The 13,854-nt window shown below is 71.1% G+C and carries 9 protein-coding genes; 2 read left to right on the top strand and 7 right to left on the bottom strand.

The window, feature by feature from the left end; all coding sequences use genetic code 11:
• Positions 1-60: 60 nt before the first annotated feature.
• Both VFS34_03665 and VFS34_03660 read left to right on the top strand, forming a co-directional pair.
• Positions 61-276 carry a hypothetical protein gene (locus VFS34_03665; protein ID HET9793537.1) on the top strand — a complete coding sequence of 72 codons (216 nt, stop codon included), beginning with the start codon at positions 61-63 and terminating at the stop codon, positions 274-276.
• Positions 273-1,553, top strand: a complete 1,281-nt coding sequence (locus tag VFS34_03660; protein HET9793536.1) for a phospholipase D-like domain-containing protein — start codon at positions 273-275, stop codon at positions 1,551-1,553. The genes VFS34_03665 and VFS34_03660 overlap by 4 nt, the downstream gene beginning before the upstream one ends.
• Positions 1,554-1,791: 238 nt before the next feature.
• Here the strand turns inward: VFS34_03660 and VFS34_03655 are convergent, their stop codons facing one another.
• The 7 genes from VFS34_03655 to VFS34_03625 form a co-directional block, all read right to left on the bottom strand.
• Entirely contained in the window at positions 1,792-3,129 is a 1,338-nt protein-coding gene (locus VFS34_03655; GenBank protein ID HET9793535.1) for an ATP-binding protein, read from the bottom strand.
• Between the two features lie 19 nt (positions 3,130-3,148).
• Positions 3,149-4,510 (bottom strand): sigma-54 dependent transcriptional regulator, encoded by a 1,362-nt coding sequence (locus VFS34_03650; protein ID HET9793534.1) that lies wholly within the window; start codon positions 4,508-4,510, stop codon positions 3,149-3,151.
• Positions 4,511-4,643: 133 nt separating this feature from the next.
• A complete protein-coding gene (locus tag VFS34_03645) occupies positions 4,644-5,306 on the bottom strand; it encodes an ABC transporter ATP-binding protein (GenBank protein ID HET9793533.1) in 663 nt (220 codons plus the stop codon).
• Between the two features lie 29 nt (positions 5,307-5,335).
• Positions 5,336-7,738, bottom strand: coding sequence for an ABC transporter permease (locus VFS34_03640; protein ID HET9793532.1), 2,403 nt, complete (start codon positions 7,736-7,738; stop codon positions 5,336-5,338).
• Complete coding sequence (locus VFS34_03635; GenBank protein ID HET9793531.1) at positions 7,731-10,172, bottom strand: ABC transporter permease; 2,442 nt, start codon at positions 10,170-10,172, stop codon at positions 7,731-7,733. The genes VFS34_03640 and VFS34_03635 overlap by 8 nt, the downstream gene beginning before the upstream one ends.
• Positions 10,173-10,245: 73 nt before the next feature.
• The gene (locus VFS34_03630) at positions 10,246-12,738 is read right to left on the bottom strand and encodes an ABC transporter permease (GenBank protein HET9793530.1); all 2,493 of its coding nucleotides are present in this window, start codon (positions 12,736-12,738) and stop codon (positions 10,246-10,248) included.
• Between the two features lie 2 nt (positions 12,739-12,740).
• Positions 12,741-13,854 (bottom strand): FtsX-like permease family protein (locus VFS34_03625; protein HET9793529.1); only part of this gene is annotated, 1,114 nt, incomplete at its 5' end.

Below are 13,854 nucleotides of genomic sequence, written 5' to 3'. Positions count from 1 at the left end.
TCTCGTCTCCTCGATCCGTGGCACCGTTCCTGCATTCCGTAGCGGTGTCAGGAGACAACCGTGAAGACCCTCTGCGCGCTCATCGGAGCTTTTTTCCTCGTCGGTGGCATCGCCGTGCTCGTCAGCGGCGCGCCGAAGAGCTCACGACGCGCCGGACTGGCCCGCTCCGAAACTCGCGTCGCCCGCGACGCCGGCCCGCGCCCGCTCCTCTGGGAAGCGGACGGAGCCTCTCGCGGCGCCCGCGCGACGGCCGAAGCGGTGTCCCGCCGGCCGTGACGCTTTCCGCCCGCCGCCGGGTTCTGGCCGCGACCGTCGTCCTCGCGGCGGCGCTCCAGCTTCGCTGCACGGTGACGCACAGCGTGCTCGCTTCCGAAAAGCGGGAAATCTACCATTTCGTTCCCGACTTCGGCGTCTCGGACCCGCAGTTCCGTCGATCGCTCGACACGCTGAGCAGCAACATGGTCGGCGGGAATGCGGCCCGGATCCTGAAGAACGGCGACCAGATCTTTCCCGCGATGACCGGCGACATCCGGAACGCGAAAGTGAGCGTCGATCTCGAGACCTACATTTTCCAGCCGGACGATGCGGGACGGCAGTTCGCCGCCGCGATGATCGACGCCGCGAAACGCGGGGTCGAGGTCCGGTTCCTGATCGACGATTACGGGAGCAAGCTCGGCGATCTCGAGGAGCCGCTCAAGCAGGCGGGCGTCAAGGTCCGCGTCTACAGGCCGATCCGGCTCTTTTCGATCTACAAGATCGGAAAACGCACTCATCGCAAGCTCCTCATCGTCGACGGCGACGTCGGCTACACCGGCGGCCTCGGGATCGACGAGCGCTGGCTCGGCGACGCGCGGAACACGAAGGAATGGCGCGACACCCAGGTTCGCGTGGAGGGGCCGGTGGTCCCGCAGATGCAGGCGATCTTCGCCGAGGACTGGACGTACACGACCGGGGAGATCCTCGCGGGGGACAAGTTCTACCCGAAGGTCGCGCCTCGCGGGAACATCGAGGTCGAGGCGATCAAGGCGTCTCGCGGCGACGCGTCCTCGGTCCCGAAAGAGCTCTATTACATGGCGATCCAGGCGGCGCGGCGGTCCATCCTCATTCAGAACGCCTATTTCCTGCCGGACAAGCAGACCCGCAACGCCCTGATCCGCGCCAAAAAGCGGGGCGTCGACGTCCGCGTGATGGTTCCGGGAACGAACATCGACCTTCCGATGGTGCGTCTCGCCTCGCGGCTGCATTACGGGCCCCTGCTGGATGCGGGAATCCAGATCTACGAATACCAGCCGACCATGATGCACAACAAGACCTTCGTGGTCGACGGCGTCTTCTCGACGATCGGCTCGATCAATTTCGACCAGCGCTCGATGGGGAAGAACGCCGAGGAGAGCCTCGCCTTCTACGACCGGGGCTTCGCCGCCGAAGTCACGGCGATGTTCGAGGACGACTGGAAGCGCTGCCGGCAGGTGACGCGCCAGAAGTGGGAGCACCGGGGACTGGCGGCCCGGATCAGCGAGATGATTTTCTGGATCTGGGAACCTTACTACTAAGGCGGGTGCGGCCCGCGAGAGCCGGCGACACACGCGCGGGTAGGCCTCGGGCGACCCGCATCTCACCGCCTTCGCCGGGGCTGCGGCGGATCGACGTCGAAGGCGGTTCGTAGCCGAACGACGCGATCGGGCTCACGCCTCGCCGTACCTCGAAGCCGGGGGCCGCTGACGGCCCAGTCGCCCGAGCGCGAGGGTTCTCCCTCGGACAATACACGAATCCAGGAGCACGAAGGCCGCGTCAGTCGCCCGCGGCGCCCCTCAGCGGCAGGACCAGCCTCGCCACGCATCCTTTCGCGTCGCGCCGGTTCTCGAGAGACAGCGATCCGCCGTGCGCCTCGGCGATCTGGCGCGAGAGCGAGAGGCCGATCCCGGAGCCCCCCGGCTTCGTGGTGAAGAAAGGGACGAAGAGGTTGGCGGTGTTCGCGAGACCGGGTCCGCCGTCGGTCACCGTGATCTCGACCTCGTCGGGGTGGTCGCGCCACGAGAGCACGACGCCCCCCCCGGTTTCGAGGGCGGCGTCCGCCGCGTTCCGGATCACGTTGATGAGGAGCTGCTCGATCTGATCGGCGTCGGCGTCGAGGACGACGGGCGGCCCGCTGCGGATTTCCACCCGCACGCGCGTTTCGAGGCCGGCAACCCGGCGCGCGAGCTCCTCCAGGACGACCGGACGCGGCTGCGGCGCGGGAAGACGGGCGAGCTGCCGGTAGCCGTCCATGAACCGGGAGAGCGCGGCGGCGCGCGCGCCGATCACCTGGAGGCCGCGGCGAAGGTCCGATTCCCAGTCCTCGGGCCGGTCGCCGTGCGCGACGATTCCCTGGAGGCTCTCCGCGATCGACTGGATCGGCGCGAGCGAGTTGTTGAGCTCGTGCCCGAGGACGCGGATGATCCGCTGCCAGGCCTGGCGCTCCTCCTCCCGGAGCGCCTGCTGGAGATCGGCCACGACGACGAGCTGCTGGGGGCGTCCTCGTTCCCGGAACACCGAGCGCCGGACGGCCCAGCGCCCCGACCGGCCGGCGATCGGCCCCTGGATGGTCTTCGCGGGCGCCCCGGTGAGCCAGTCGGCGACGCCGAGATCGGCCGCCGTCCGCCCGAGCAGGCGGTCCATCGGCGCGCCGAGGAGCCGCTCGCCGGCGCGGTTGGCGATGCGCACGCGTTCCTCGTCGTCGAACGCGAAGATCGCGATCTCGATCTTCGTCATGACCGCCTTCAGCAGCGCCGCGGACTCGATCGCGCCGAATCTCTGCTGCTGCAGGATCTCCGTCAGCTGGTTGATCTCCCAGACGACGTCTCCCATCGCGTCGTCCCCGCCGAGCTCCCTCCCGCGGAGGGAATAGTCGCTCTCCCGGAGGCCGCCGATCAGGTTCGCGACGGTCTGGAGCGACCGGACGACCCGCTCGCGGACCGCGAACGCGAACCCGAGCCAGAGCGCCGTCAGGATCGCGATCAGCGGAATCGAGAGCCGCGGGTCCGTCCGGTCGAGCCAGAGGAGCACGACGCACGCGAGGAGCGCGGGGAGCCCCGCCGCGAGCGCCAGCCGGAGGACCTGCGATTCGTGGCTGAGTTTCCGGCGGCTCACGGCGCGGCGGCGCCTCCGGTCACAGACCGTACCGCTGGAGGCGGCGGTACAACGCGCTGCGGGAAAGGCCGAGGAATTCCGCCGCCCGGCTCACGTTCCCGTCGAAGCGCGCGAGCGCCTTCCGGATGAGGAGCGTCTCCACCTCTTCGAGGCTCATTTCCTCGACGGCCGTCGCGGGCGCGCTCGCCGGAGAGAGCCCGAGATCCGCGGCGCGGATCTCCCGTCCCTCCGCCATGAGCACGGCGCGTTCCACGACGTGCTCGAGCTCGCGGACGTTGCCGGGCCAGGCGTAGGCGCGCATCGTCTCGAGCGCGGCCGGGCCGAAACCGACGGCCGGCTTCCGGTGCTTGCCGGCGTGCTGCCGCAGGAACTGCTCCGCCAGCGCCGGAAGGTCGTCTCGTCTTTCCCGGAGCGGGGGAAGGGGAATCTCGACGGTGTTCAGCCGGAAGAGGAGGTCCTGCCGGAACCGTCCGGCCGCGACTTCCGTCCGCAGGTCGGCGTTGGTCGCCGAGATGATCCGGACGTCGACCTTCCGGGTGCGCGAGGAACCGACCGCCTCGAATTCGCCGGTTTCGATCACCCGGAGGAGCCGCGCCTGCTGCGCGAGCGTCAGGTTCGCGATCTCGTCCTGGAACAGAGTCCCCCCGGCCGCGAGCTCGAACCGGCCGATGCGATCGGCTTTCGCGTCGGTGAAGGCGCCGCGTACGTGGCCGAAGAGCTCGCTCTCGAAGACGCCCTCCGGCAGGCCCCCCATGTTGATCGCGACGAACGGACCCGCGGCGCGCGGCGACGCGGCATGGAGCGCCTGCGCGACCAGGCCCTTCCCGGTGCCGCTCTCGCCCGTGACGAGGACGTTCGCGTCGGTCGGACCGACCCGGGCGATCATCTGAAGGACCGGCTGCATCGCGGGGGAGTCGGCGATGAACGACGGGGCGATCTCGCGGAGAACGCGGTTCTCCGCCTCCAGGCGCCGTCCGCGGCGGAGCGCGGCGCCGAGCTCCACCTGGGTTCGGACCGTCGCGAGGAGGCGCGCGTTGTCCCACGGCTTCTGGATGAAATCCCGGGCGCCGCGGCGCATCGCCTCGACGGCGAGGTCGATCGACCCCCACGCCGTCATGACGATCACCGGGAGATGGTCGTCGATCTCGCGCAGCCGGCTGAGGAGGTCCAGACCTTCCTGCCCGGAGGTCGTGTCCCGCGCGTAGTTCAGGTCCATCAGGAGCGCGTCGTACTCGCGCCGCCGGACCGCGTCGAGGACGGCGGCCGGAGAGGGAGCCGTCTCCGTCGCGTAGCGCTCCGTCTTCAGGAGGAGACGCAGGGCCTCCAGCACGTCCGGCTGGTCGTCGGCGACGAGGATTCGCGCGGGAGGCGATGGCCGCATGGGGCGCTAGCTTAGCAGCGGGGAGCGGTGACCCGGGACGCTCGCGCGGAGAGCCCGCGAAGCGGATCCTTCGACCGATGACGAAGGCCGGGCTTTCGCGTCCGCACGGCGGCGCGTCCGGTCCGCACCGGCCTCATTTGACGAGCCAGCCGTCCCTGAGCCTCACGATCCGGTTCCCGTACGCGGCGTTCGTCTCCGAGTGCGTGACCTGCACGATCGTCGTGCCCGCCGCATTCAGCCTCTTGAAGAGCTCCATGATCTCGCGCCCCTGGTCGGAGTGGAGGTTCCCCGTCGGCTCGTCGGCGAGAATCAGCTTCGGATTCGCGATCAGCGCCCGCGCGACGCCGACGAGCTGCTGCTGTCCCCCGGAGAGCTGCGTCGGGAAGAGGTCCTTTTTCCCGACGATCTGGAACCGGTCGAGCATGTCGGCGACCATCGCGGCCCGTTCCGAGCCCTTCACGTTCCGGTAGGAGAGGGGGACGTCCAGGTTCTCGCGGACGGTCAGGTTGTCCAGGAGGTGATACTGCTGAAAGACGAAGCCGACGTTCTTCTTGGCGATCTCCGCCCGTTGCTTCGGTTTCATCTCGTGGATCGGCTCGCCGAGGAACCGGTATTCCCCCGACCAGTCGGCGTCGAGCATCCCCATGATCGAAAGGAGCGTCGTCTTTCCGGAGCCGGACGGTCCCATGATCGAGACGAATTCGCCTTCGTCGATCCGGAGGTCGATCTGGCGGAGGACCCAGGTCTTCGACGGTCCCGTGGGATAGAACTTTTCGACGCGGGAGAGTTCGATCATCGTGTTCCTTTCGTGGCGATCGACGGAGTCTATTCCGTCCGAAGCGCTTCCATCGGATCGATTCGCGCCGCCCGGCGGGCGGGGACGAGGGCCGCGGCAAGACCGACGAGCGCGAGGAGTCCCGTGACCGACGCGAACGTCGCGCCGTCGCTCGGGGAGATGCCGAAGAGCGACCCGGGCACGCGGCGAGCCAGGACTTCGGCAGCCGCGGCGGAAGCGGGCGCGCCGACGGCGATCCCCGCCGCGAGACGCCGGCCGCCCCAGCGAAGGACGAGCCCCCGGATATCGGCCGCCCGGGCTCCGACGGCGACGCGCACGCCGATCTCGCGCGTGCGGGCGTTGACGGCGGAGGAGAGAAGCCCGAAGAGACCGAGCGCCGCGAGGAGGAGAGTCGCGCCGGCGAAGAAACCGGTCGCGACGGTATACGTGCGGCGCGGCGCGAGGACCTGCCGGATCCTCTCCTTCATCCAGGCGACGTCGTAGACCGCGATTCGCGGATCGACGGCGCGTACCGCGCGGACGACCGCCGCGACCGACGCCTCGGACCCGCGATCGACCCGGGCGACGAGCGACAACGTCTCCGTCGGCCGCTGCGTGAAGGGCTCGTAGGTCGCAAGCCGGACGCCGTCGGCGAGCCCGCCGTTGAGAACGTCTCCGACGACGCCGACGACCGTCAGCCACGGTTCGCGCTCCGCCGGCCCGACCTTGATGCGACGCCCGAGAGGGTCCATGCCCGGCCAGCAGCGGGCGGCGAGGGAGGCGTTGACGATCGCGACCATCGGCGTTCCGGCGTCCCGTCCGTCGAAGTCGCGCCCGCGGACGATCGGAATCCCCATGGTTCGGAAGTAGCCGGGAAGGATCCGCCGGAAGCTCGCGGGAGGCGGTGCACCCGAGACACTCCTCCCCTCGACGGTCAGATCTCCTTGGGAGTCTCCTCCGCTGACCGGGAGGCGGCTGGTCGCGCTCGCGGAGACGATTCCCGGGACGGTGCCGGTCCTCCGCTCGAGCTCGGAAGCGAAGGCGCGCAGCTCCGAGCGCGTGCGCCAGCCGGCGTCGCCGAGATCAAGCTTCATGGTCAGCAGGCGTTCTTCTCGAAAGCCGGGGTCGACGGAGGCGAGACGGAGAAAGCTGCGCCCGAGCAGCGCCGCGCCCGTCATCAGGACCATGCAGAGAGCGGTCTGCGTGATCACCAGCACGTCGACCAGGGATCGCTCCGGGCGGGCGGTGTCGGCATCCCGGCCAGGAAGAAGACGGCCGTGGCGCAGCAGGAGGATCGCGGGAGCGATGGCGAGGACGACTCCCGACGCGAGTCCGACGGCGAGCGAGAACGAGAGCGCCGCGGGTCCGCCGCTCACGACCGGGCCGTGAGGAAGTCCGGGCGGAAGCAGCGAGGAAACGGCGCGAGCGCTCCAGACGAACGCAAAGTACGCGGCGGTGCCGCCGAGCCCCCCGATCAACGTTCCTTCCGTCGCCATTGCGGCCGCGAGCCGCCAGCGACTCGCTCCCAACGCGCGCCGGATGGCGATTTCCCGCTTCCGGCGCGCGGCGCGCGTGAGGAGCATCGAAGCGAGATCGGCACAGGCGATCAGCCAGACGAGGAGAACCGCTCCGGCCAGGGCCCAGAGCCCCGAGCGGACCGGCCCGACGATGGCCTCGCGAAGAGACCGGACTGCCGCGCCGTGATCCGGGTCCGCGCCACGGTCGCGTTGCCGAACCTGCGCGGCTACGCGCGAAAGGTGGGCGTTCGCCCGCGTGGCCGCGACGCCCTCTTTCAGCCGCGCGATCGCGCGGAAAACGTGAACCGAGCGGTTGCGCATCCATGGTTCGACGACGAGCGGGGTCCAGAGGTCGGTGTTCTCGGAGGGGAAGTCGAAGGAAGCCGGCATCACGCCGACGATCGTCCGCGATTCGCCGCCGGCATGGAGGTCTCTTCCGACGACGTCGGTGCGCCCGGCGAGGCGATCCCGCCAGAATCGATGGCTCACGACGACCGTTCCCGAGGCGCCGGCTCCCCCCCGGAACGCGGAACCGATTTCCGGCGCGACTCCCAGTGTCCGGAAGAATTCCGCCGAGACTTCGGCGCTCGGCAGACGGAGTGCGCGATCCCCGGAAGGTACGGTGACTTCGTCTTCGACGTAATAGGCCATCGCTTCGAAATCGCGGTCGGCCGCCCGCCAGTCCTCGAGATTGGGAAGCGACACCTCGTATCGGTCGTTGTGTTCGCTCGGTGAGGTCTCCGACAGAGAGACGAGCCGGTCGGGATGGGCGAACGGCAGCGGCCGGAGGAGTTGCGCATGCACGATGGCGAAGACGGCCGTCGTCGTGCCGAGGCCGACAGCGAAGATCAGGAGAATCGTCGCCGTGAAACCCGGCGAGGATCGCAGTCGGCGGGCGGCGTCGCGAAGGTCGGCGGCGAGGGCGATCCTACTCATCCCGGAGCGCCTCCATCGGAGGGATGCGGGCGGCGCGGCGGGCGGGGAGAAAGCTCGCGAGGAGACCGGCGGCGCCGAGGGCCGCGGCGACGCCGCCGAAGGCGGCCGGATCGATCGCGGCGACCCCGAAGAGCAGGCTGGAAAGGAACCGGGTCAGGACGAAGGCGGCGACGAGACCTCCGGCGAGACCGGCGACGATCATTCTCGCGCTCTCCCGCAGGACCAGTCCGGCGATCGCGGAAGGAAGGGCTCCGAGCGCCATTCGCACTCCGATCTCGCGTTTCCGGCGCGCGACCGAGAATGCGAGCACCCCGTAGAGGCCGACGGCGGCGAGCAGCAGCGCGGCGAGCGCGAACGCGGCGAGGAGTGCCGCCGCGAGCCGGCGCTGCGAGACCGACTCCGACACGAGCTCCTCGAGCGGCGCGACGGTCCCGAGCGGCTGGTCGGGGTCGGCGGCGGCGACCGCGGCGCGGAGGGTCCCGGCGAAGGACGCGGGATTCCCCTCGACCCGCGCCACGAGCGTCAGGATCGGTTCGTGGGACTGCGAGAAAGGGACATAGAACGACGGGCGGGGCTCGTCGTCGAGCGATCGGGCGCGGACCGTGCGCACCACGCCGACCACGACGCGCCACTTCCTCTCCCGGTCGCCTCCTTCGAAGTCGATCCGGCGGCCGACCGGGTCTTCTGCGCCGAAATAGGTCCGAGCCAGGGCATCGTCGACGAGCGCGACCGGCAGGGATGACGCGGTGTCGCCGGCGTTGAAGAGGCGTCCCCTCAGGAGCGCGATCCGCATGGCGTCGAAGTATCCCGGCGTCGCGGCCCAGCTCTCCGCGTGGGCCTGCCGGTTCCCGGACAGATCCGGCCTCCCTTCGATGTCGAACGTGCCGCTGTTCTCGTTCCTCCCGAGCGGGAGGATCGAGACCGCTCCGGCCCGCCGGACGCCCGGGGTCGCCTCGAGGCGGGCGATCGCGGCGTTCCGGAAGATCTCGCGGCGGGACGCGTCCGGATACCGGGAACGGGGAAGGGAGAGGTCGCCCGTGATCACGTGCCGGGCCTCGAAGCCGGGATCGACGCGCAGGACGCGGGCGAGGCTGATCGCGAGGAGCGTCGCCCCGACGAGGAGGAGGCCGGCGAGGCCGAGCTGCGCGGCGACGAGGCCGCGCCGGAGACGGCCCTCGCTCCGCGAACCGGCGCCCCGGCCTTCGTCGATCTTCCTCCGCAGGTCGGCCCTTCCGGCGCCGGCGAGCGGGACGAGGCCGAAGACGACCGAGGTTACCGCCGCGACGGCGAGGACGAAGAGGAGGCCCCGGAAGTCGATCGCGACGGCGGAGACCCCGGGGAAGTCCTCCGGCAGACGGCGGGTGCCGAGGCGCAGGAGCGCCCATGCCCCCGCGACGCCGGCGCCGGCCGAGAGGAGGGTGACGACGACGCTTTCGGCCAGGAGCTGGACGAAGAGCCTGCCTCGCGAGGCGCCGAGCGAGACCCGGATCGCGATCTCGCCCTTCCGCTGCGCGGCGCGGGCGAGGAGGAGTCCAGCGGCGTTGGTGCAGGCGATCAGGAGAAGGAAGCCGACGGCCCCGAAGAGGATCCAGAGAGGCCTTCGGGTGTCGCCGACGAGGTCGCGCTGCAGCGGCACGAGCGTCGTGACGACGGAGCTGCCGGGGGGGAACTGCGCCGGATAGTCGCGCTGGAACCGGCGGATGAGAGCGTCCACCTGCGCCTGGGCGGCCGAGAGCGAGATGCCCGGGCGGATCCTCCCGACGAGGTCGAGATACTCGTCTCCCCGCTCGCCGGCGGCGAGGCGCTCCGGCGTGAGCGCGAACGGTGCCCAGACCTCGGAGGCGCCGTTCCGGCCGTAGGCTCTTCCCCAGCGGAACCCGGGCGGCGCGATCCCGATCACCGTGTAAGGATCGCCGTTCAGGAGAATCGAGTGCCCGACGAGGCGGGAGTCGGCGCCATAGCGCCTCCGCCAGAGCGCATCTCCGACGACGACGACCCGCTCCCGGCCCGGAGACTCCTCTCCGGGGTGGAAGGTGCGCCCTGTCGCGGCGCGGACGCCGAGCATCGAGAAGAAGTTCGCGGAGACGAGAAGACCGCGGAGCCTCTCCGGCTCCCCGCCTCCGGTCGCGGCCGGAGTCCACGGCATCGTCGCGGCGACGTCGGAGAGCGCGGGAACCGACGCCCGGAAGTCGACCAGATCGGGAGGCGACGACGCCCCGCGGAAGTGGTGAGCGCGGTCCGCGGAGACGACGGCGACGAGGCGGTCCGGCTCGAAGAACGGGAGGGGGCGCAGGATCGCGGCGTCGACGACCGAGAAGAGCGCGGCCGCGGCGGCGATCCCGAGGGCGAGGACGGCGATCACGGCCAGCGCGAAGCCGGGGGCTCGCCGGAGCAGGCGGAAAGCGAAACGGATGTTGCTGGCGAATGACCTCATCGGTTCACCTCGTTCGGGCGAAAACGCCCTTCGAACGGGAGACGCGACGCCCGCCGAAAGGTCACGTGGGCCCTCATTCGTCCCTCAGGGCCCGGACCGGGTCGGTTTTCGCCGCCCTCGCGGCCGGAAGGAGACTCGCGCCGATCGCGACCGCCGCGACGAAGCCGCCGACCACGGCGACGGTCGACGGGTCGCCGGGCCGGACGCCGAAGAGGAGGGCTCCGAGCGTCCTCGAGACGAGCGCGAAGAGGATGGCGCCTCCCGCGATCCCGGCGGCCGTGACCGCCGCCGACCAGCGAAGCATCATCGCGAGGACCGTCCGCGGCGTCGCCCCGAGAGCGAGACGAATGCCGATCTCCCGCGACCGTTCCGAAGCGGCCTGCGCGAGCAGCCCATAGATGCCGAGCGCGGCGAGAGCCGTCGCGAACAGCGCGAATCCCCCCAGCAGCGCGGCAGCGAATCGGGCGGAGGAGAGGGCGTCGGCGACGCGGGCGCCGAGCGTCCGGACGTCGTCGATGGGAAGATCGGGAGCGACCGATCGAACGGCGGCGCGAAGCGCCGGTACCGCGCCCGCGGGGTTTCCCGTGAACCGCACGAAGATCGTCGAGGCGCCGAAAGCGTACTGGAGATCGGGGATGTAGGCGTCGAGCGTCGGGGGCGCGTCGACCCCGCCGTAGCGGACGTCGGCGACGACGCCGACGACCTCCGCCTGCTCTCCGTCCTCGAATCCGCCCTGTCCGAGGCCGATCCGGCGGCCGACCGCGCGTCCGTCCGGCCAGAGACGGCGAGCCGCGGTCTCGTTGACGATGACGACGCGCGGCGCGCCCGCCCGATCCGCCGCGGTGAACGGCCGGCCGGCGCGAAGCGGGATCGACAGCGTCGAGAAGTATCCGGTGCTCACGAAGTGAATTCCGATCGGCGGAAGCGTCCCGGGCGCGTGGCGGGCGCCGTCGAGCTGGCGGATCCCGGTGCGGTTGCACCTTCCCGACAGGGGAGCGCACAGGTCGATGCCGGCGTCCCGGACGCCGGGGATCGCGGAGATCCTCGCGAGCAGCGCCGCATGGAAGGGAGGCGTGCTCTTCTCGTCCAGCGCGGTTTCCGGCGGCTTGATCGAGAACGCGATCACGTGCGCCGGTTCGAAACCGAGCGGGACCCGCGAAAGCGCGCCGAAGCTCCGGGCCAGGAGGCCCGCGCCGAGGACGAGAGTCAACGCGAGGCCGATTTCGGCCGCGACGACCGCCGACCGTCCCTTGCCGAAACGGCGCGAGCCGCGCGCCGAAGAATCGCGGAGAAATTCTCCGGGCATCCCTCGCGACGCTCTCCACGCCGGGACCAGACCGAAGAGGACCCCCGTCGCGAGCGCGAGCGCGGCGGTGAAGGCGACCACGCGCAGGTCGACGGCGGCGCGCGAGAGGTCGAGGAGCTCGCCTGCCGAGAGACCGGTCTCGCCGGGACGGGACGGGGCGAACGCGACGAGTGCGCGGCTTCCCCAGAGGGCGATTTCCAGGCCGAGCGCCCCGCCGGCGCCGGCGAGCAGCAGGCTCTCCGCGAGGAGCTGGCGGCGGATCCGGCCCGCGGTGGCACCGAGGGAGAGCCGGACGGCGATTTCGTGGCGCCGTGCCGCGCCCCGGGCGACGAGGAGCGCGGCGAGGTTGCCGCAGGCGAGGAGCAGAACGGCGCCGATGGCCGCGAGGAGGATCGTCAGCGCGCGGCGAACCCACGGGTCCTTCCGGGCCTCTCCGAGCGGTACGGCGCGCGCGCCCCACACGCTCCCGTCGTTGAATCGGGCGGGAACGGGGAACGCTTCGGCGATTCGGAGGCCGGCGGCGGAGATCTCGGCGAGCGCCGCGGAGTCCGTCACGCCGGCGCGCCGCCGCCCGACGACGTCGAGCCAGTGGTCGCCCGCCTCGGCGAGCGCGGAGGGATAGAGCAGGCGCGGAGCGAGCGCGAGAGGTACCCACAACGCGGCCGCGCCGCCCAAGCCGGAGAACCCGGGCGCGGCGACGCCGACAACGGTCACCGGAATCCCGTTCAGCGAAACGATCCGGCCGACGGCGGCGGCCGGCGATCCGAATCGCCGGCGCGCGAGCCCGTCCGCCAGCAGCGCCGCCGGAGCGGCCCCCGCCGAATCGTCCGTGGGAGAGAGGAGGCGCCCCGCCTGCGCGCGAACGCCCAGCATCGGAAAGTAGTCGCCGCTGGCATATTCGACGCGGACGCGCTCCGGCTCGCCCGTCCCGGCGAGGTTCAGCGCGTCCTCGCCGAACGCGGCGAGGCGCTCGAAATCGCGGTCGATCTCGCGAAGCATCCGGAACTTGGGAAACGACCAGGGGAGCGCGTCCGACGCCGCGAGGTTCTTCATCCCGCGCCCGCTCGCCGTCAGGGAAAGGGCCATCAGACGCTCCGGCTCGGGATAGGGAAGAGGCCGGAGCATCACGCGGTTGACGAGGGTGAAAATCGCGGCGTTCCCGCCGATGCCGAGAGCCAGAACGGCGATCGAGACCGCCGCGAAACCGGGACTCTTTCGCAGGAGGCGCGCAGCGAACCGGAAGTCCTGGGCGATTCCCATGATCACTCCTGTCTCAGGCTTCGGGACGGATCGAGGCGCGCGGCGCGCCGCGCGGGGAGCGCCGCCGCCGCGAGCGCCGTCGCCGCGAGCGCGGCGGCGACGGCGGCGAACGTGAGCGGATCGCGCGGCGAGACCGCATAGAGGAGCGGAGAGACGAGCCGCGTCGCCGCGATCGCGCCGACCAGCCCGAGGACGATGCCCACGGCAGCCGGGCGGGCGGCGTCGGCGACGACGAGGCGCACGATCGACGACGGCGATGCGCCGACGGCGATGCGCACGCCGATCTCCCGCGTCCGCTGGGCGGACGAGAAGCTGATCACGCCGTAGACGCCCACGCCCGCGAGCAGCACGGCGAGGAGCGCGAACGCCCCGAGGATCTCGAGCGCGATTCGGCGGGGCGCGGCGGATTCGCCGACGAGATCGTCCAGCCTCGCGACGTTGGTGATCGGGACCTCCCGGTCGAGCGCGGACACGGCCGCACGGATCTCTCCCGGAAGCGCGCGAGCGTCCCCTCCGGACCGCACGACGAACACGGGCCCCGTCGGCGGAGACGTGTCGACGTGGTAATAGACCTCGGGCCGCGGGGGAGTGGCGAGGCCCAGATGCCGCACGTCCCCCACGACCCCGACGATCGTCTGCCAGTCGCCCTCGCCGCTCGCGGTCGCGGTCGAGATCCTCCGGCCGACGGCGCTCTCCCCCGGGAAGAACCGGCGCGCAAAGGCTCCGTTGACGACGACGTTGCGCGCGCCCGCGGCGATCTCCGCCTCGGTCACGAGCCGGCCTTCGAGGATCGGGATGCGCATCGCGGCGAAATACCCCGTGCTGGCCCGGCGAAAGTCGATCTCGGGGCGCTCCGCGGGAGGAAGGGGCCGGCCTTCCACGGACAGGAACGTCGTGATGTTGTTGGCCGAGGCCATCAGCGGCAGCCGGGTGACTCTGCCGACCGCGACGACGTCCGGGATCGCGGCAATTCTCGATTCGAGCTCGCGCGCGAACGCGGTGCGCGCCGCCGGCTGCCGGTAGCGCGTTTCGGGAAGAGAGACCTGGAACGCGACGGCATGGCCGGGGGCGAAGCCGGGATCGACCGCCGTGAGGCGAACCAGGCTGCGGAGCAGG

Source organism: Thermoanaerobaculia bacterium, assembly GCA_035717485.1.
In the GTDB taxonomy this organism is placed as follows: Bacteria; Acidobacteriota; Thermoanaerobaculia; order UBA5066; family DATFVB01; genus DATFVB01.
This window is presented reverse-complemented; position numbering and strand designations above follow the sequence as displayed.